Annotated in this window: 18 protein-coding genes and 1 other RNA gene; 7 read left to right on the top strand and 12 right to left on the bottom strand. The window is 68.0% G+C overall.

Annotation, left to right across the window (positions count from 1 at the left end):
• Positions 1-95 precede the first annotated feature (95 nt).
• Positions 96-581, top strand: coding sequence for a hypothetical protein (locus tag OD997_RS03870; protein WP_434330419.1), 486 nt, complete (start codon positions 96-98; stop codon positions 579-581).
• The gene (locus OD997_RS03875) at positions 581-1600 is read left to right on the top strand and encodes a M23 family metallopeptidase (protein WP_434330420.1); all 1020 of its coding nucleotides are present in this window, start codon (positions 581-583) and stop codon (positions 1598-1600) included. Before OD997_RS03870 ends, OD997_RS03875 begins: the two co-directional genes overlap by 1 nt.
• On the opposite strand, the gene OD997_RS03880 is transcribed toward OD997_RS03875, so the two are convergent.
• The 3 genes from OD997_RS03880 to OD997_RS03890 form a co-directional block, all read right to left on the bottom strand.
• Positions 1575-2090, bottom strand: a complete 516-nt coding sequence (locus OD997_RS03880; RefSeq protein WP_434330421.1) for a GNAT family N-acetyltransferase — start codon at positions 2088-2090, stop codon at positions 1575-1577. The two genes, OD997_RS03875 and OD997_RS03880, sit on opposite strands and share 26 nt — an antisense overlap.
• A 70-nt stretch (positions 2091-2160) precedes the next feature.
• Positions 2161-2376 carry a hypothetical protein gene (locus tag OD997_RS03885; protein WP_434330422.1) on the bottom strand — a complete coding sequence of 72 codons (216 nt, stop codon included), beginning with the start codon at positions 2374-2376 and terminating at the stop codon, positions 2161-2163.
• 17 nt (positions 2377-2393) lie between these two features.
• Complete coding sequence (locus OD997_RS03890; protein ID WP_434330423.1) at positions 2394-3110, bottom strand: hypothetical protein; 717 nt, start codon at positions 3108-3110, stop codon at positions 2394-2396.
• Between the two features lie 95 nt (positions 3111-3205).
• Here OD997_RS03890 and OD997_RS03895 point away from each other — a divergent pair, with 95 nt between their 5' ends.
• Complete coding sequence (locus tag OD997_RS03895) at positions 3206-3964, top strand: hypothetical protein (RefSeq protein ID WP_434330425.1); 759 nt, start codon at positions 3206-3208, stop codon at positions 3962-3964.
• Positions 3965-4114: 150 nt separating this feature from the next.
• Positions 4115-5263 carry an AI-2E family transporter gene (locus tag OD997_RS03900; protein ID WP_434330426.1) on the top strand — a complete coding sequence of 383 codons (1149 nt, stop codon included), beginning with the start codon at positions 4115-4117 and terminating at the stop codon, positions 5261-5263.
• On the opposite strand, the gene OD997_RS03905 is transcribed toward OD997_RS03900, so the two are convergent.
• From OD997_RS03905 to OD997_RS03920, 4 genes are all read right to left on the bottom strand, one after another.
• Positions 5250-6164, bottom strand: a complete 915-nt coding sequence (locus OD997_RS03905) for a diacylglycerol/lipid kinase family protein (protein ID WP_434330427.1) — start codon at positions 6162-6164, stop codon at positions 5250-5252. The two genes, OD997_RS03900 and OD997_RS03905, sit on opposite strands and share 14 nt — an antisense overlap.
• Before the next feature lie 69 nt (positions 6165-6233).
• Positions 6234-9209 (bottom strand): bifunctional [glutamine synthetase] adenylyltransferase/[glutamine synthetase]-adenylyl-L-tyrosine phosphorylase, encoded by a 2976-nt coding sequence (locus tag OD997_RS03910; RefSeq protein ID WP_434330429.1) that lies wholly within the window; start codon positions 9207-9209, stop codon positions 6234-6236.
• 9 nt (positions 9210-9218) lie between these two features.
• Positions 9219-10556 (bottom strand): type I glutamate--ammonia ligase, encoded by a 1338-nt coding sequence (gene glnA, locus OD997_RS03915; protein WP_042541155.1) that lies wholly within the window; start codon positions 10554-10556, stop codon positions 9219-9221.
• 2 nt (positions 10557-10558) lie between these two features.
• Complete coding sequence (locus OD997_RS03920) at positions 10559-10774, bottom strand: SPOR domain-containing protein (protein WP_241795390.1); 216 nt, start codon at positions 10772-10774, stop codon at positions 10559-10561.
• A 70-nt stretch (positions 10775-10844) separates the two neighbouring features.
• Between OD997_RS03920 and ppgK the strand changes: the two genes are divergently transcribed.
• The gene (gene ppgK, locus OD997_RS03925) at positions 10845-11591 is read left to right on the top strand and encodes a polyphosphate--glucose phosphotransferase (RefSeq protein ID WP_434330430.1); all 747 of its coding nucleotides are present in this window, start codon (positions 10845-10847) and stop codon (positions 11589-11591) included.
• A 64-nt stretch (positions 11592-11655) separates the two neighbouring features.
• Here ppgK and rnpB read toward each other — a convergent pair.
• The 4 genes from rnpB to OD997_RS03945 form a co-directional block, all read right to left on the bottom strand.
• An RNA gene (gene rnpB, locus OD997_RS03930) (RNase P RNA component class A) lies at positions 11656-12012 on the bottom strand.
• A 30-nt stretch (positions 12013-12042) separates the two neighbouring features.
• Positions 12043-13737, bottom strand: coding sequence for a bifunctional 3'-5' exonuclease/DNA polymerase (locus OD997_RS03935; protein WP_434330431.1), 1695 nt, complete (start codon positions 13735-13737; stop codon positions 12043-12045).
• Positions 13738-13762: 25 nt separating this feature from the next.
• On the bottom strand, positions 13763-14494 hold the full coding sequence (locus OD997_RS03940; RefSeq protein WP_434330433.1) for a zinc ribbon domain-containing protein: 732 nt from the start codon (positions 14492-14494) through the stop codon (positions 13763-13765).
• A gap of 34 nt (positions 14495-14528) precedes the next feature.
• Positions 14529-14954 (bottom strand): YchJ family protein, encoded by a 426-nt coding sequence (locus OD997_RS03945; RefSeq protein WP_434330434.1) that lies wholly within the window; start codon positions 14952-14954, stop codon positions 14529-14531.
• Between the two features lie 22 nt (positions 14955-14976).
• Here OD997_RS03945 and OD997_RS03950 point away from each other — a divergent pair, with 22 nt between their 5' ends.
• Together OD997_RS03950 and OD997_RS03955 are read left to right on the top strand one after the other, a co-directional pair.
• A complete protein-coding gene (locus OD997_RS03950; RefSeq protein WP_434330436.1) occupies positions 14977-15816 on the top strand; it encodes an aldo/keto reductase in 840 nt (279 codons plus the stop codon).
• Between the two features lie 27 nt (positions 15817-15843).
• On the top strand, positions 15844-16779 hold the full coding sequence (locus OD997_RS03955; protein ID WP_434330438.1) for a methyltransferase family protein: 936 nt from the start codon (positions 15844-15846) through the stop codon (positions 16777-16779).
• On the opposite strand, the gene OD997_RS03960 is transcribed toward OD997_RS03955, so the two are convergent.
• Positions 16751-17587: a helix-turn-helix transcriptional regulator gene (locus OD997_RS03960; protein ID WP_434330439.1), complete on the bottom strand. Its 837-nt coding sequence runs from the start codon at positions 17585-17587 to the stop codon at positions 16751-16753. The two genes, OD997_RS03955 and OD997_RS03960, sit on opposite strands and share 29 nt — an antisense overlap.
• Between the last annotated feature and the right edge of the window lie 92 nt (positions 17588-17679).

Raw genomic sequence — 17679 nt, forward strand, 5'->3', positions numbered from 1 at the left:
GAACGATTGACCGCACACGCGCCTCCGAGAAACACGCTTGCGCCATCGCGCCGCGGTCCGGGGCGAGGCGGACTCCACGCGGTACCGTCGGACTTATGAGTCCCCACTTCGTCTCGCGACTGCTCGCGAGCACCGCAGCGATGGCTGTCGCACTCGTGGTGTCCGGCTGCGCGACAATGCCCGGAGCCGCACCGGCGCCCACGTCCACCGCGACGCCCATCGCCTCACCCACCGACCCCGCCCCCACCACGACACCGACCCCCTCAGCCATGCCTCCCGCGTTCGGCGACTTCTCCGGTGACCAGTTGGCGCAGATCTGCATCGACCAGACGCGTTCGACGTTCAGCACGGATGTGACCTTCGACGCGGGGAGCACACGCATCGAACGACGCACCGTGACTCCGGAATGGCTCGTCATCGTCCCGGCGCGGACCGGCGGTCTGGACGCGCGATCGCTGTGCACGATCGGCGGGACACCCGACTCCCCCGTGGTCGAGATGGCCTCAGGGTCGATCGATGTCCTGCCGGAGGAGCAGATCCAGAGGCTGATCCGGGGAGAGAACGAAGGGACCAATCCCTGATGTGCGACACCGACGGGGATGCATCCCCACCGGACCGCGAGCCGCGACGGGGTCTCTCGCGTCGGACGGTCCTCCTCGCGACGGGGCTGGCGTTCGGAGCGACCGCGCTCAGCGTGGACATGTTCTCCTCGCCCCTGCGCGCGTCTGCAGCGGGCAGCTACCTCCGCCCGTGCGGCGACGTCCCCATCTCCAGCACGTGGACGGGACACCGCAATCGGAAGCCCCCTTCGGGAGAACCCGGAACCGACTACGCGGTCCCCCGCGGCACGCCGATCCGTGCAGCGACCGCCGGCGTCATCGTCGGCCGCAAGGACACGACGGACTCTGCCACCGGGCGGTACATCGCCCTGCGCGCGGACGACGGCAACTACATCCGATACCTCCACCTCACCTCCAGCTCCGTCCCCAACGGAACCCGGGTCAGCCGAGGTCAGATCATCGCCTACTCGGGCGCGTCCGGCTTCGGCAGCGAGACCGGATACGGCTCCCACGTCCATGTCTCCCTCTGGATCGGCGGCACGCCGAACCAGCTGGGGTTCACCAACACCGTCAACTTCGAGAACTTCGTCGAAGGGGGCCCCCTACCCATCTACCCGGAGGACGACCCCGTGCCCACCCATCAGTCGACCGACTTCGCCAACAACGTCTCTCTCCCCGCGAACGCGTGGACCACCATCGCCGTCTCCTACGGGCAGGTCTACCTCGGGATCGCCGGCGTGGGCATCGTCGAGACCGGCGACGTGTCCCTCAATCTCAAAGCCAACGGCCTCACGACGGGCCTCCAGGTGAGACTCGTCGCGGAGAAGCTCGCCTCCAACTCGGGGCCTGTCGTCTCGACACAGGTCCAGCCGGTGACCGAGATCCGGGCCACCGCCGCCGCAGGCAGCCCGACCCAGGGGCAACATTCCCAGTCGTATCAACTGGTCGGTCCGATGCGCCTCTTCGTGCAGGTCATGGCCCTCAACAGCGGCGTCACGCTGACCGGCGTATCGGTCAGGAAGAACTACTGGACTTCCTGAGGTCGAGTACCCATTCGTTCATCACCAGTTCGGCACCGCGGAACTGCTCGGTGAACGTGCCCACCAGCTCGAACCCGGCTCGTCTGCAGACGCCGTTCGATCCGGGGTTGGTGACCGACGGGAAGGCGACGAGGAATCGTCGCACGCCACGGTGATCCCGAGCGTCGTCGATCAGAAGCCGCAGCGCTCCCGAGGCGATTCCCCTGCCCTGCGCTTCGGGCACGACGAACCACCCGGCTTCGAGAGCCCCCTCTCCGCGCCAGTCGGCGTACCAGAACCCGATCGATCCCACCGGGCGATCATGCTCGTCTTCGACGACGAACATCCGGGCCTCACCTGCTCTCCACAGCCGCAGATAGCGCTCACTGCGGTCGATGAGCTGCTGCTCGGTCTCGACGCCATTCAGGTGCGCGGTCATCTCGGCGGTGTTCGCGAGTCGGAGCAGGTCGAGATCCCCGGCGGACCAGCGTCTGAGAGTGAGAGTCTCCATGCTCACACGATCCCAGCGCGTGCTCGATCTGTCGACCTCTAGACTGTCGAGACCTCGCGCGACCGACGGCTCAGAACTCGAAGCTCGGTGCCGCCAGTACCTCGTCTTCGAACATCCTCGATACGACGGGACCGGGGGTGACACCGAAGTCCTTCAGATCGACGTCGAGGTCGATGCTGCCCTCCGCCGCTTTTCGTGCCATCTCGACCGCGTCTTCGTCGACGTCGTCCGCGGACTGGATGAACGGCAACAGGTCCTGCAGCGACAGCCCATGAACGATGTCCAACTCGAACCCCGATGAACTCACGTACAGCCGTCCGCCCACGTTGACGCCGTATCCCCCGCCCTTGCCCGACGCTTCGAATTCACTGAATCGCTTCGTGGAGACGTACTTCTGGACGACGCCGGTGACGACTGCGCAGAAGAGCAGCTTTCTCCCCCCCCGGCGATGGGCTGCTTCTTCTGCCGCGCGAACCACTTGTCCAGTTCCCCCATCCACTGCGTGCCGACGACTCTCGCCGATGCCGCGGCATTGTCGACGACCCTCATCTCGAGCATCTCGGTCGCGCCGACCTTCGCGGACACGAAGGAGAGGAAACCCGCCTCGGCAGCGGTCTCGTGATTGACGAGGAGCTCCTGCCGGGTGACCGGCTTCTTCAGCACCGACTCCGGATCGATCTCGAGCTCCATGCTGTAGGCGTGACTTCGCAGTTCCTCGTCACCCTCGAACTTGTAGTAGACGCGCCCCAGCAAGCTGACGGGCGACTGTGTCTTCGTGTCGTCGCGGAGCCATGCGACGGTGTCCTCGAAGCCCAGCCGCTCACGCGCCTCCCGTGGTGCAGGGATCGGTATCCGATCGATGATCTCACCGTCCATGACGCTGTTGACCACATCCGTGCTGTGCTGTCCGCCCATGATCTCTCCTCGCTGAGACACCAAGTGACGAGGCCCCCAGACCCTTGTCCACCCGAACAGCTTGGCTGTGCGCCCCATGGTCCTCCTCCTCGCATCGCGCGTCAAGATCCGCCGAACCTGCGGAATATCGGTTCTTGACAAGACGCCTCGACAGCGCGAGCACGACTGATCATCACTGGGGGTGATAGCAATGAGTGACAGTGACGTCCTCGCAAGCAGCGGCCAATCAGCTCGCCCTCGTCGCGGTGATCGCGGCGGTAGTCGTCGGCCTCGCCTGCTCGTTCGCCGCCGTGTCACCGGAGATATCGGGCACTCTGGTCAGCGCGACGGGCGCGATCCCTGCGGGCATCGGCCTCTATCGGAGCCGGAAGAATCGCGACAGGGCCGCCGACCTCGCTCGGCTGAGGGACGGCGAGCTGCGACGCCCCGTCGCTCTCGTGGTCGTGATCCTGGCTGTGGGTCTGCTTGCGTGGGATTCGCTCACCGGTGCGATCTTCGGGAGCGCCGCTGCCGTGGCCGGGATCGAAGCGCTGTCCTGGATCGCGATGCTCGTGACCTACGCGGGCGCCTTCGTGATGGCCATGTACGCGGGTCATTACCTGGGTACCAACCCCTACGCGATGGCGACGCTGGCCGTCGTGGGAATGCTCGCCGCTCGTGTCGTGATCCTCGCGGTCACCCTCACATCGATCGGCGCTGCGGATCTGATCCCGTACTATCTCGCAGCGATGCTTCTCCACGTGCTCACGCTGGGTGTCGTCCTGCTCGGCGTCTTCGTGGGCCGACGCCGGCAGCCGCGTTTCGTCGCCGAGAAGGCCGCGAGACTGGACGCAGCACTCCACGGCACGACGAGGGATGCGCCTGCTGACGCCGACGACGCAGCTGCCGCCCCGATCGCTCCTTCGGAGACGGCACCGACCGTGCCGCGTCCTCCGGATCCGACGCCCGGCGCCGCGTAAGACTCTCATCGACGCCCTCGCGACCACGCCTGTTCGGGTGTCCGCCGCTGTTCCCGTCGACGTCGCGACCTCCGGCGACCGTGTCGCGCTTGCGTCGAAGGGCTACGGGTGGTGCACTGAGAGGTCGGAAACTACAGAGGGGACGACGCCATGCGCCGGAAGACCGAGAAGCATCAGCTCAGGCACACGACCGAGACTCCCCCGGCGCAGCCGAAGACCGCCGCCGCCGCCATCGCTCGCATCAATCCGTTCATGTACGGCCTGCTCGGAGCACTCGGCGTTCTCGTCGCACTCATGCTCGGCGGCATCGTCAATCAGCTCGCGACGGTACTCGTCTACATCGGAGTCGCGATCTTCCTCGCACTCGGCCTCGATCCGATCGTCTCGTTCCTCGAGCGCAAGCTCCCCCGGCCCGCAGCCGTCGCCATCGTGGTGGCAGGAGTCGTGCTCGCGTTCGCAGGCATCATCCTCGCGATCGTCCCGATCCTCGTGGAGCAGGTCGCGAACCTGATCGAGAACGGTCCGCAGATGGTCAAGGACATCATGGCCTCGGACTGGTTCAAGGACCTCAACGACCAGTTCGGCTCTACCTTCGAGGATGCCGCGAACGGCATCCTGTCGTTCCTGCAGGATCCGGGCAACCTGGCAGACATCGGCGGCGGGGTCTTCGCCGTCGGCGCCGGCATCGCCGGTGGCTTCACCGGGGTGACTATCGTGCTCATCCTCACGCTGTACTTCATGGCATCGCTGCGCAGCATGAAGAAGGTGGCCGCGCGCTTCGTCCCCGCCTACCAGCGCGACACGTTCAGCGGTCTCCTCGACGATGTGTCAGGTGCTGTCGGTCGCTACGTGATCGGTCAGGCGAGCCTCGCCCTCGTCAACGGCGTCCTGAGCCTGATCGTGCTGAGCATCATCGGCGCGCCGGTGCCGGCGCTACTCGCCCTGATCGCCTTCATCGGCTCGATGATCCCCCTCGTCGGAACTCTGAGCGCCTCGATCATCAACTCGCTGATCTGTCTCATCGTGAGCCCGGTCACCGCACTGATCGCCTTCATCTACTACCTGGTCTACATGCAGATCGAGGCATACATCCTGTCGCCCCGCATCATGAACAAGGCTGTGGCCGTGCCCGGCGCCCTCGTCGTCATCGCGGCGGTCGCCGGTGGAGCGCTCGGCGGCATCCTGGGCGCACTGGTCGCCATCCCGGTCGCGGCCAGCGTCATCATCATCGTGCAGAAGGTCGTCTTCCCGACGCAGGACCGCAAGGTCGTGCCCCCAGGGACGCTCAGCGAACGATGAGTGCCGCGGGCTGAACCCGCACCGAGAACTTCGAGACCTCGCCGACCTCTTCGCCGTCGATCTCGAAGGCCAGTGGCGACGACAGCTCGATCGTCGCCTTCTCGGCGGAGATGTGTCGCGTGGACTCGCTGCTGACAGCTTCGTCGACGCCTCCGAGGATGCGACGGATGCCGTTCTCCCAGACGAACGTCCGCACCGTGTCGAGCCACTGCAGCGGTCCATCGGCGCTCACCAGCAGAATGTCCAGCAGACCGTCGTCGAGGACCGCATCGGGAAGCAGACGGATGCCGCCCTGCACCATTCCGCAGTTTCCGATCAGCATGGTGTGACCGCGCAGCTCCTGAGCCTCGCCATCGTCCAGAGTCACCGTGATGTCAGTCATCTCGGTGCCGGCGAGTGCGCGGCCCATCGCTTCGACGTAGGCGAGCCAGCCCGCCTTGTCCTTGAGGTCGTCGTCCGTCTCGACGAGCATCTGCGCGTCGATCCCGAAGCCGACCATCACGACGAATCCGTGTTCGGTTCCGTCGAGCTCGACCCAGCCGATGTCGATCTTGCGCGGTTGTCCGTCGCGGACGCGCTTCAGAGCCGCAGGGATGTTGTTGAGGGGGATCTCGAGGTTGCGGGCCAGCAGGTTGCCGGTGCCCTGCGGGACGATTCCGAGAGCCGTCTCAGTGCCTGCGAGTGCTTCGGCAACTGCGCGCACCGTGCCGTCGCCCCCGACCGCGACGACGACGTCGCAGCCGGCCTCGACAGCCTCGGTGGCCATTCCGCGACCCGGGTCATCGACGCTGGTCTCCCACCACTCGACGTCCGAGGTGAATGTGTCGGACACGGCGGCGCGCAGCTTGCCCTCATCGATTTTCGAGGGGTTCCAGATCACACCGAGCTTCGAGATCGTCATGCGCTCAGCCTGAGCGACGAGCAGGCGAAAAGCAAATGACGCGCCCGCCCTTGACTCGCACCGCACTACCTACCCGTAGAAGAGGTGCTCGAACGCCCGCCGCGCACGACGAGTGACACCGAGGTAGTCGTCGTCGAGCACACTCGCCGAGCGGTCGGGGTAGCCGAGCAGCCGGCCGATCGCGTCGAGCTCGCGGGGGTCGGTCGGGAGCACGTCGCTCGTCTTGCCCGTGTACAGCGTGATCGCCGAACGCAGTCGGCTCGACAGGAGCCACGCATCGCGCAGCAGAGCAGCCGACTCTGCCGGGACGTACCCCGCGGCGACTGTCGCCTCGAGTGCCCCGAGCGTCGATGTCGTGCGCAACTCGGGCACCTCGTGGGCGTGCTGCAGCTGAAGCAGCTGGACCAACCACTCGACGTCGCTCAGAGTGCCGGGGCCCAGCTTGAGGTGGCGCCGCGGATCGACGCCCTGGGGCAGCCGCTCCCCCTCGACGCGGGCCTTGATGCGCTTGATCTCCCTGGTGCCCTGCAGATCGATCTCGGTGGGATACCGGATGCTGTCGGCGAGGGCGGTGAACTTCTCGATGAGCGTCGTGCTGCCGGCCACGCCGCGTGCGCGCAACAGTGCCTGCGCCTCCCACGACAACGACCAGCGCCGGTAGTACTCCGCGTAGGCGTCGATCGTTCGCACGACGGGCCCATTGCGTCCTTCCGGGCGCAGATCCGCATCGAGGTCCAACGGCACCCGATGATCCGTGAGGTGTTCGCGCAGCCCGGAGACGATGCGGGTGGCGAGACTCTGGGCACGCTGCGGGTCGACGCCGTTCGCGTCGTACACGTAGAGGATGTCGGCATCCGAGCCGAAACCCAGCTCCGCACCGCCGAAACGCCCCATGCCGATCACGGCGAAGTCGAGCGCCTCGTCCTCCGGCGGGACGAGCTCACGGCGCACGGCACGGAGTGCGGCCTGGATGGTGGCGTCGGTGATCTCGGTGAGCGAGGTGGCGACCTGCTCGATCGAGAGCACATCGAGCACGCCGCCCATGGCCGTGCGCAGCAGCTCGCGGCGACGGAGAGCGCGGACAGCCTGCAGAGCATCGCCGACGCTCTTGTGGCGGGTCTGGATCGCCCGCGCCTCCTCGTCGATCGCGGCACCACTGCGCGGGCGCAGCAGATCGCTGCTGTCGAGCCATGCGACGGATTCGGGGATCCATTCCATGAGCTCGCCGACGTACCGGGACGACGACAGGAGCCGCGTCAGACTCTCCGCGGCACCAGAGGAGTCGCGGAGCATCCGGAGGAACCAGGGCGTGTCGCCAAGTCGCTCGCTGATCCGGCGGAACGCGATGAGGGCGTAGTCGGGATCACTGCCGTCGGCGAACCAGCGCACCATGACCGGCATCAGGTGACGCTGGATGGTCGCCTTCCGGCTGAGGCCGGTGGTCAGCGCGCCGATGTGACGGAGGGCTCCGGCGGGGTCGCGGAAGCCGATCGCCATGAGGCGGTCGTGCGCCTGCGCCGTCGACAGCGTGCGCTCCTCTTCGGGGAGTGCGGCCACGGCGCTGAGCAGGGGGCGGTAGAACAGCCGGGTGTGGATGTCGCGCACCTCGCGACGCACGCTCTCCCACCGCGCCCAGATCGCCTCTCCCGATTCGCCCAGGCCCGTGCTGCGCGCGAGCACGCGAAGCCCTGCGGGCGTTCGCGGCATCAGGTGGGTACGACTGAGCTCCTTCAGCTGAAGACGGTGCTCCATCAACCGCAGGATGCAGTAATCGTCGGCGAACGACGCGGCCTCGGCCCTGCCGATGTAGCCGCCCTCGACCAGGGCATCGATGCTCTCGAGGGTGCCCCTCGTCCGTAACCGGGGGTCTGTGAGGCCGTGGACGAGCTGCAGGAGCTGCACGGTGAACTCGATGTCCCTCAGCCCGCCCGAGCCCAACTTGAGCTGGTACGGGGCATCCTCCGGATCGATGTGCTCCATGACGCGCTCGCGCATGCGCTGCACGCTGTCGACGAAGTTCTCGCGAGCGGCGCTCGAGAAGACCTTCGGCTGCACGGCGGCGATGTACTCCGCACCGAGGTCGGGGTCGCCCGCGAGGGGCCGTGCCTTCAACAGGGCCTGGAACTCCCAGCTCTTGGCCCAGCGGTCGTAGTACGCGAGGTGCGAGGCGAGCGACCGCACCAGAGCGCCCTGCTTGCCCTCGGGACGGAGCGCCGCGTCGACCTCCCACAGCGGCGGCTCGACCTCGATCCCGCTGAGCCCGCGCATCGTCTCTCGGGCAAGGCGCGTCGCGATGTCGATCGCCCGCGCCTCGGACACGACCTCTTCGTCGGTCGTGCCGCCGACGAAGATGACGTCCACATCGCTGACGTAGTTCAGCTCGCGCGCACCCGCCTTTCCCATGCCGATGATCGCGAGCTGCGTCGCCGCGACCTGCTCCCGACTCAGGGTGTCGGCGAGCCGCCGACGGGCGATCGCGAGTGCGGCCTCGAGCGCTGCTCCCGCGATGTCGGCCAGCGCCGCTGCGACGTCACCCACAATGCGCACGGGGCTGTGCGCTGTGAGGTCGAACGCGGCGATCTCGGCGAGATTGCGCCGGTAGGCGACGCGCAAGGCCACCACCGCCGCATCGCCCGCGGACTCGGCGAAACCGTCCCGCGCCCCCACCGCGTCCAGCAGCCGCTCGCGTAGCTCGTGTGCCGAAGGCAGCTCGCTCGACACCTCTCCCAGCACCGTGATCTCATCCGGGTGCCTCAGGAAGAAGTCCGCGAAACCCTGCGATGCGCCGAACACCCGCCAGACCCGTCGACGCGACACCGCATCGCCGAACAATGTGGCGAGCGGGGCCGGATCGCGGCGCGCCACGCGCAGCATCCCCTCGACCGCGGCATCGGGGTCGGCGCCGTCGGCCTCACCGAGGAGGAGTGATCTCTCGACCCCCAGAAGGGTCGCCAGCTCAGCGAGGTTGGCGGCAGCCTCGCTGAGCTCGGCGAAACCGAGCCTGGCCAGCGCGGAGAGAGAGACGGAGTCGTCCGAACGGGCCATGCGCGACGCTCAGAGCAGCTCGAGGTTGTTCTTCAGCTCCAGCGGCGTGACCTGGCCACGGTAGGCCTCCCACTCCTTGCGCTTGTTGAGCAGCACGTAGTTGAAGACCGATTCGCCGAGGGTCTCGGCGACGAGCTCGGAGCTCTCCATGTACTCCAGCGCGTGGTCGAGGCTCGCCGGCAGCGCCGAGTAGCCCAGAGCGCGTCGCTCGGCGTCGCTGAGCGACCACACGTTGTCCTCGGCCTCGGGAGGCAGTTCGTACTCCTCCTCGATGCCCTTGAGGCCGGCCGCGAGCATGAGCGCGTAGGCGAGGTAGGGGTTGGCCGCGGAGTCGAGCGCGCGGTACTCGACGCGAGACGAGCCACCCTTGTTCGGCTTGTACATCGGTACGCGTACGAGAGCCGAGCGGTTGTTGTGGCCCCACGTCACGAAGCTCGGGGCCTCGTCGCCGCCCCAGAGACGCTTGTAGGAGTTCACGAACTGGTTCGTCACCGCGGCCATCTCGTTGGCGTGCCGCAGGAGGCCCGCGATGAAGTGTCGTCCGGTCTTCGAGAGCTGGTACTTGGCGCCCTCTTCGTAGAACGCGTTGCGCTCGCCCTCGAACAGCGACATGTGAGTGTGCATGCCGCTTCCCGGGTGACCGCTCAGCGGCTTCGGCATGAACGTCGCGTAGACGCCCTGCTCGATCGCGACCTCTTTGATGACGGTGCGGAACGTCATCACGTTGTCGGCCATGGTCAGCGCGTCCGCGTAACGGAGATCGATCTCGTTCTGGCCGGGGCCGCCCTCGTGGTGGCTGAACTCGACCGAGATGCCGAGGTCCTCGAGCATCCGCACCGAGCGACGACGGAAGTCGTGCGCCGTGCCGCCGGGGACGTTGTCGAAGTAGCCGGCCGAGTCGACGGGCACGGGCCCCTCAGGGCCGAACGACGAGGACTTCAGCAGGTAGAACTCGATCTCGGGATGCGTGTAGAACGTGAACCCGGCGTCCGCCGCCTTGGCGAGCGTGCGCTTGAGGACGTGGCGGGGGTCGGAGACCGCCGGACGACCGTCGGGCGTGGTGATGTCGCAGAACATGCGCGCGGTGGGGTCGATCTCGCCGCGCCACGGCAGGGTCTGGAAAGTGGTGGGGTCGGGCTGCGCCAGCAGGTCGGACTCGTAGCTGCGGGTGAGGCCCTCGATCGCAGAGCCGTCGAAGCCGATCCCCTCGGCGAATGCTCCCTCGACCTCGGCCGGAGCGATCGCGACCGACTTGAGCGTGCCGATGACATCGGTGAACCACAGACGCACGAACTTGACGCCGCGCTCCTCGATCGTCCGGAGGACGAAATCCCTCTGCTTGTCCACGGTTACTCTGCGCCCTTGCCGATGCCGGAGTCCCAGCCGCTCTCGGCTGCTTCCTCGTCGGCCCAGGCGCGCGAGCGCTCCTTGAGCTTCTCAGGAGCACGGGAGGCCTCGGCCTCCGTGTCGAAGGGCCCGACACGATCGGCGGATGCGGAGATCATGCCGAACTCCACCTGACCGGTCTCCAGGTTGTACCAGTACTTCTCATCGCCGTTCGACATGGCAGATCCCCTTCATCACGTGGTGTCATCGATCCTACTGGCGCTGAGCGCGGTCGCTAAGCTAACCACCATGGCAAAAGCGATCGGCGTCGACATCGGCGGCACGGGTATCAAGGCAGGTCTGGTCGACCTCGAGCACGGCACCATGGCCTCGGACAGGGTGCGTGTGCCCACTCCTGAGGGCGCATCACCGCAGGACGTCCTGCAGGCCGTGCAGACGGTTCTGAAGACGCTCGACGTGAAGGACACGACTCTCCCCCTCGGCGTGGCGTTCCCGGCGATCGTCAAGCGCGGCAAGACGCTCTCGGCCGCCAACGTCTCGAAGGAGTGGATCGACTTCGACGCCGAGCGGTTCTTCCGCGACGGTCTCGGGCGCAACATCGTCTTCGTGAACGACGCGGATGCCGCCGGCGTCGCCGAGGCTCGCCACGGCGCGGCGCGCGACGTGCGCGGCTTCACCCTCCTCACGACCCTCGGCACGGGCATCGGATCGGCCTTCCTCTACGACGGCGTTCTTCTTCCGAACACCGAGCTCGGCCACCTGAACTTCGGCAAGTACGAGTCGGTCGAGACGTTCGCGGCGACCTCGGCACGCGAGCGTGAAGGTCTCAGCTGGGCCGACTGGGCCGAGCGTCTGCAGGCGTTCTACTCGCACATCGAGTTCCTGTTCAGCCCCGACCTGTTCGTGGTCGGCGGCGGCGTGTCGAAGAACGCAGGAGACTTCCTGCCACTGCTCGACCTCAAGACCCCGATCGTCCCGGCGATCCACCGCAACAACTCGGGCATCATCGGCGCGGCGTCCCTCGCCGGCGACTGATCACACTCCTTCGACACCACAGAGAAGGCCCCGCTGGATCAGCGGGGCCTTCTGCATGTCTGGGCGAATGGGCCGACCTGTACGCCGGGTTCTGTTCCGGGGTTCTTCGCCCCTTCGACGGCCATCTCTCTCGGCGACACGTTGCCGTGGCACTCTAGCGGTCTACCCGAGGACTCGGCGAGCCGCGTCAACATCCTCTGTCTGACCTTGCTCCGGACGAGGTTTACCTGGCGGGCCATGTCACCATGGCCCCCGGTGGTCTCTTACACCACCCTTTCACCCTTACCCCTTGCGGGGCGGTCTGCTCTCTGTGGCACTTTCTCGCGGATTGCTCCGGGTGGGCGTTACCCACCGTCCTGCCCTGAGGAGCCCGGACGTTCCTCGGTGCGGTTGCCCGCCACGCGGCCGTCCAGCCGACCCATTCGCTCTCCCAGTCTACGTCGGCGCGCGACTACTTCTCGGCCGACTCCGCGATGCGCAGATCCAGCGGCACGTCGATCGGAAAGCCGCCGAAGAGCCGCCGGGTCGCGACCGCTGCGGCGTCGCGAACGGCATCCGCCGCCGCCTCCGCCTGATCGGCCGGAACATGCAGGATCACCTCGTCGTGCAGGAAGAAGGCGAGGTGCGCGCGGGAGCGGAATACTCCGGATGCCGTCGCCGGCCGTTCCGCATCGGGCAGCGCCTGCAGGCGGTGCCTGATCTCGGCCAGCCAGATCAGCGACCACTCCGCAGCCGTCCCCTGCACCACGAAGTTGCGGGTGAACCGGCCCCAGTCCCTCGCTCGTCGCCGCGCGAGGGCGACGTCTGCGGGATCGGCGTCGGCATCGCTCGCCCGCGCTTGCATCTCCTCCCACTCGGTGGATGGACGAGGAGAGGAGCGTCCGAGCCAGGTCGAGACGACTCCCCCGTCCTCTCCGAAGCGCGCGGCCTTGTCGACGAGTGCCATCGCCCGTGGATACACCTTGCGCAGCCGTGGAACGAGGCGGCCGCTGTCGCCGGTGGTCGCTCCGTACATCGCGCCGAGCACCGCGTACTTCGCCTCTTCGCGGGTGGCGACGGCCCCGGACTCCACGACGCCGGCATAGAGGTCTTTGCCCTGGGCGGCCTTGGCCATCGCCCGGTCGCCCGCCATGCCCGCCAGCATCCGCGGTTCCAGCTGCGCGACGTCGGCGACGACGAGCGTCCACCCCTCGTCCGCACGCACGGCCGCGCGCAGGTTGCGCGGCAGCTGGAGTGCACCGCCGCCCGCGGACGCCCAGCGTCCGGTCACGACGCCGCCGGTGATGTAGATCGGTCGGAAGCGCCCCTCGTGCACCCACTCGGCGAGCCACGCCCACCCGTTGGCGCTGAGCAGGCGCGACAGCTTCTTGTACGCCAGCAGAGGTTCGACGACCGCGTGGCTGTGCTGGCCGAGCTCCCATCGGCCGGTGGACTCGACCTGCACCCCCACCCGGTGCAGTGCACGGAGGAGCTTCGGCTGGCTCTCGAGGTTCAACGTCGGGTCGCTGAGGATGGCACGCACCCGCTCACCCTGCGCCACCATCCGGCTGGGCAGACCCCCTGCGGCGGGGCGCGTGCCGAGAATCTCGGTGAGGATCGCGTCGTGCACCGCCTCGTTCCACGGTACTCCCGCGGCCCGCATCTCCTCAGCGATCAGTCCCCCCGCCGATTCCGCGGAGGTGAGCAGCGTCAGCCGCCCGTCCTTGCCGTCTCGGAGCACGCGGCGCTGCTCTCGATACTGCTCGAGCGCGTCGCCCACGGGGTCGCCGGATTCGCTCTCCTCGACGACGTCGAAGAGAGCCGGCGCTTCGTCGACGGGTTCACGTCGCACCCACGATGGGGAGGGCGCGAGCGGCCTCGCCACCTTGTCGGTGTCGCGGAGGATGGCGTGGCAGAGCAGCAGGTCATGCGAGCGGCCGAGCAGCACACCCGCATCGAGCAGCGCGGGATAGATCTCCCGCGCGCTGCGGATCACCCAGCGCGGCGCGTTCGACGCCTCCTGCTCAGACACCCACGCCGGCATCTCGGCAGCGGTGAGCTCGACTCGTCCGGCCTCGGAATCGTCTGCGGCGAGTTCCACCGCCGTGTACCCGCCGGCCCGGGCCAGCAACGCGACACGGCGTTCGGTCTGCTGCCGCGAGCTCACCGCCGGCGCGCACGCGGCGCGGAGATCACAGCCCGGATTCCTCTGTGCGGACGAGAATGCAGCCGCACTCGGGGCACGAGACCACGAGGTCGTCCGCCGCGTTGCGGATGTCGTTCAGGTCGGTGCCGGGAAGAAGCATGCGGCAGCCCTCGCAAGTGCCGCGCGAGAGACGAGCGGCGCCCGCGCTGTTGGCGGCACGGCGCGTGTATTCGGCGAGCAGCGGTGCGGGGAGAACCGCTGTCACGGCCTCACGGTCGCGCGTCAGCTGGGCACCGAGCTCGGTGGCCGCCGCGACGTCGGCCTTGGCCTGCGCGGTGAGTTCCGAGCCCTCGGCAGTGGTCGTCGCGAGCAGCGCCTGCTGGGCGGCGACTGCCGCATCGGCATCCTCGACCCGTCCCATCACGTCGAGCTCGATGTCCTCGAGGTCGCTCTGACGCTTCGTGAGGCTGGCGATCTCGTGCTCGAGCGCCTGCGCGTCCTTGGGGTTGGTCGCGACGGCGAGACGGTCCGCGTCGCGGGCGCGGCGCTGCTCGACGAGCTTGACGTCGGACTCGAGTCGAGTCAGCTCGGTGCGGACGTCGTCACGCGTGCCGGTCAGGCTGGTCAGCTCGCGGAGCTGCTCCTGGCGGATGGCGACGAGTTCGGTGATCCGAGCCGCCTGCGCGGGTTTGGTGCGTGCGCGCTCCGCCTGCGCGATGCGCCGGTCCAGGTCGGCGACGTCGAGCAGGATGCGCTGGTGTTCTGGGCTGGCGTTCACACTCTCAAATCTAGTCGCTGCCCGGTCGCGTGCATCACCCGACCTGCCCGTCGAGGTACAGCCACGATCGCCCCTCCCGCACGAAGCGGCTGCGCTCACGCAGCGAACCGCGCTCCGCGCCCTCTCGGAAGAACGCCTCGAACTCGACGACGCCCTCGCGGTCGAAGGGGCCGCCTGCGACACGATCGACGATCACGAGCCGCGTCCAGACCAGGTCGTCGTCGACGTCGATCGTCGCCGGGCGTGTCGACGGATGCCAACTGGCACGGAGATACGACGCATCGTGCAGCGCGAAGGCCGTGAATCGCGACCGCATCAGACGCTCGGCCGTCGGGGCGGAAGACCCGGCGAGCAGCGGCCCGCAGCATCCGCCGAAGACGTCACCCGACCCGCACGGACACCGGCTCGCGTCACCCGGGACACCGCCGTCATCGACCGCCATACTTCGCGCTCCCGTCATGCCACAAGCGTACGCTGGCGGCATGACGGCTCTTCCTCGGTTCACCGCACATAACGGCTTCGCTCTTCCCGCGCTCGGCTTCGGCACCTACGCCCTCAACGGCGATGCGGGGGCAGACTCCGTGGCCACGGCGATCGGTGCGGGCTACCGCCTTCTCGATTCGGCCTTCAACTACGAGAACGAGGGATCCGTCGGCCGCGGAGTGCGCGCGGCCGAGGTCGACCGTGCGGAGATCATCATCACGACGAAACTCCCCGGTCGCCATCACCCGCGCGAGAAGGCGCGCACGAGCATCGAGGAGAGCCGCTCGCGTCTCGGCGTCGACGCGATCGATCTGCACCTGATCCACTGGCCGAACCCTCGCCAGGACGAGTACGTGCAGGCCTGGGAGGCGCTGGTCGAGGCACAGCAGCGCGGGACGGTCACTCAGATCGGCGTCTCGAACTTCCTCCCCGAGCATCTGGAGCGCATCGAACGCGAGACCGGAGTGCGCCCGGTCGTGAACCAGATCGAGGTCCACCCGTACTTCCCGCAGGACGAGCAGCTCGCGTATCACCGCGAACACGGGATCATCACCGAGGCCTGGAGCCCGCTGGGCCGAGCGAAGGAGCTGATCCAGGAGCGAGTGATCGGCGAGGTCGCCGCCGCGCACGGAATCTCCCCCGCGCAGACCGTGCTCGCGTGGCACGTCGCCCGCGAGACGGTCGCGATCCCCAAGGCGTCGACGCTCGAGCATCAGGCATCGAACCTCGCGGCCGGCGAGGTCGTGCTCTCCGCCGCCGAGGTCGAGGCGATCACCGCGCTCGGACGCCCCGACGGGCGCCTCTTCGACGCCGACCCGGCCACGCATGAGGAGTCGTGATCGGCTCTCGCTCGTAGACTGGCAGCCATGCCCGTCATCGCAGGTATCCGCATCACTCCGGTGACGGCACGGGTGTATTTCGCCCTCCAGGCCCTCGCCGGAGCGCTCTGGTGGATCGCGGTCCCGCTGTCGGACGCGGTCCGTCGTGCCACGCTCGGAGACCTTCCGGTCGCACCCGTGGCGATGCTCGACATCCCGCTCTTCGTCGTCGCGTCCGCTTTGGTGGCCGCCGGGTTCCGCTGGGCGCTCTGGGTGGTCGCACCCTGGACGGCACTGGTGGCGGCGGCGATGTGCGTCTATGCCACGCTCACCTCGCTCGCCGGGTGGGGCGCCCTGCTGATGGTCGTCGCCGCCGGAGCGAGCATCGTGTCGGCGATCATCCTGCTCCTCGGCAGGGCTCCGGTGGAGTGGATGGTCATCGGCCCGCTCGCGTTCCGGTCCGCCGATCGCGTCGGTACAGGGCGGCTGCTCGCCCGCACCGGCCTGCAGACGCTCTTCTTCTGGGGAACGTTCCTGCTGGTGATCCCCGTCGTGGTCTCGCTGGTCGAGGCGCGCTGGATGCTCCGCATCGAGGTCCCCCTCGGCGTGCGGATCGCCGGGTGTGTGCTGCTCGTCTGCGCGACGGCACTCGGGATCTGGTCGGCCGTGTCGATGTCGGTGAAGGGCGAGGGAACGCCGCTTCCGTCGCAGATGGCCCACCGACTCGTGATCACCGGCCCCTACCGCTACGTGCGCAACCCGATGGCCGTGGCCGGCATCGCTCAGGGGGTGGCTGTCGGTCTGCTGCTCGGATCGTGGATGGTCGTCGCCTACTCGATGTTCGGCTCGATCCTCTGGAACACGGTCGTCCGACCGCTCGAGGAGGCCGGCCTGGAGTCCCGTTTCGGATCCGAGTTCGCCGCCTACCGCAGCCGCGTGGCGTGCTGGGTGCCCGTCAGACCCGTTGAGTCCCGAGCACTCTGAGAAGTTCGAGCTTACTCTCGGCATCGCTGCCCGGCGCGGCGGTCAGCACGATGAGAGCCTGCGACTCGTCCTCGGTGAACAATGCCTGGCAGTCGACCTCGATGGGTCCGATCTCCGGGTGGATGAGCACCTTGTGATCCTCGAAGCGCCTGCGGACCTCGTGCACGTCCCAGAGCTCCGCGAACTCCGCGCTCCGGGAGGAGAGCTCCCGCACGATGTCCCCTGCCCGCGAGTGCTCGCCGAGCGCTCCGTGGGCGGCGCGCAGCGAGGCGACGAGCGCGCGGCCATGCCGCGCATGGTCGGCCAGCGGGTATCGCCCGCGCTCGTCGTCGGGGCGCGCGAACCAGCGGTAGATGCCGCTGCGCTCGAGTCCCTCCAGTCCGCTCGAGTCGCCGAGCAGAGCACGCGCGGCGTCGTTCTGGATGAGCACCTCGTCGAGCACCGACACCACGAAGGCCGGTGTGTCGTCGAGGCGGTCCAGCACCCGAAGCATGCCGGGGTGCACGTAGTCGGTGAACATCGTGCGGTCGGGTGCACTGTGCCCGCAGATGCGATGCAGGTAGTCCCGCTCATCGGGGGTCAGTCGCAGCGCCCTCGCCAGTGACGCGAGGATCTGCACACTCGGCTGCGGCCCTCGCTGCTGTTCGAGACGGGCGTAGTAGTCGGTCGACATCGCCGCCAACTGCGCGACCTCTTCTCGGCGGAGGCCGGGTGTGCGGCGCCGCGCTCCGGCGCCGAGACCGACGTCCGACGGCTTCAGCTGCTCTCTGCGACGCACGAGGAATTCTGCCAGTGCTTCTCTGTCCACCTCTCGAGTATCCCGTGCGCGACGGGGGCGATCCAGGGATCGCGGCTCCCTGGATGAGCGCTCTCTGGTGGGCCGACCCCGTCGGACGAAGA

It is taken from the genome of Microbacterium sp. CGR1 (assembly GCF_051062835.1).
Taxonomy (GTDB): Bacteria; Actinomycetota; Actinomycetes; order Actinomycetales; family Microbacteriaceae; genus Microbacterium.

What these genes read in the sequence shown, in the direction of transcription:
- OD997_RS03950 (WP_434330436.1), top strand. Translation starts at nt 14,977, where the DNA reads ATGACGGCTCTTCCTCGGTTCACCGCACATAACGGCTTCGCTCTTCCC.
- OD997_RS03900 (WP_434330426.1), top strand. Translation starts at nt 4,115, where the DNA reads ATGCGCCGGAAGACCGAGAAGCATCAGCTCAGGCACACGACCGAGACT.
- OD997_RS03910 (WP_434330429.1), bottom strand. Translation starts at nt 9,209, where the DNA reads ATGGCCCGTTCGGACGACTCCGTCTCTCTCTCCGCGCTGGCCAGGCTC.
- OD997_RS03945 (WP_434330434.1), bottom strand. Translation starts at nt 14,954, where the DNA reads ATGACGGGAGCGCGAAGTATGGCGGTCGATGACGGCGGTGTCCCGGGT.
- OD997_RS03955 (WP_434330438.1), top strand. Translation starts at nt 15,844, where the DNA reads ATGCCCGTCATCGCAGGTATCCGCATCACTCCGGTGACGGCACGGGTG.
- OD997_RS03920 (WP_241795390.1), bottom strand. Translation starts at nt 10,774, where the DNA reads ATGTCGAACGGCGATGAGAAGTACTGGTACAACCTGGAGACCGGTCAG.
- OD997_RS03880 (WP_434330421.1), bottom strand. Translation starts at nt 2,090, where the DNA reads ATGGAGACTCTCACTCTCAGACGCTGGTCCGCCGGGGATCTCGACCTG.
- OD997_RS03875 (WP_434330420.1), top strand. Translation starts at nt 581, where the DNA reads ATGTGCGACACCGACGGGGATGCATCCCCACCGGACCGCGAGCCGCGA.
- ppgK (WP_434330430.1), top strand. Translation starts at nt 10,845, where the DNA reads ATGGCAAAAGCGATCGGCGTCGACATCGGCGGCACGGGTATCAAGGCA.
- OD997_RS03905 (WP_434330427.1), bottom strand. Translation starts at nt 6,164, where the DNA reads ATGACGATCTCGAAGCTCGGTGTGATCTGGAACCCCTCGAAAATCGAT.
- OD997_RS03870 (WP_434330419.1), top strand. Translation starts at nt 96, where the DNA reads ATGAGTCCCCACTTCGTCTCGCGACTGCTCGCGAGCACCGCAGCGATG.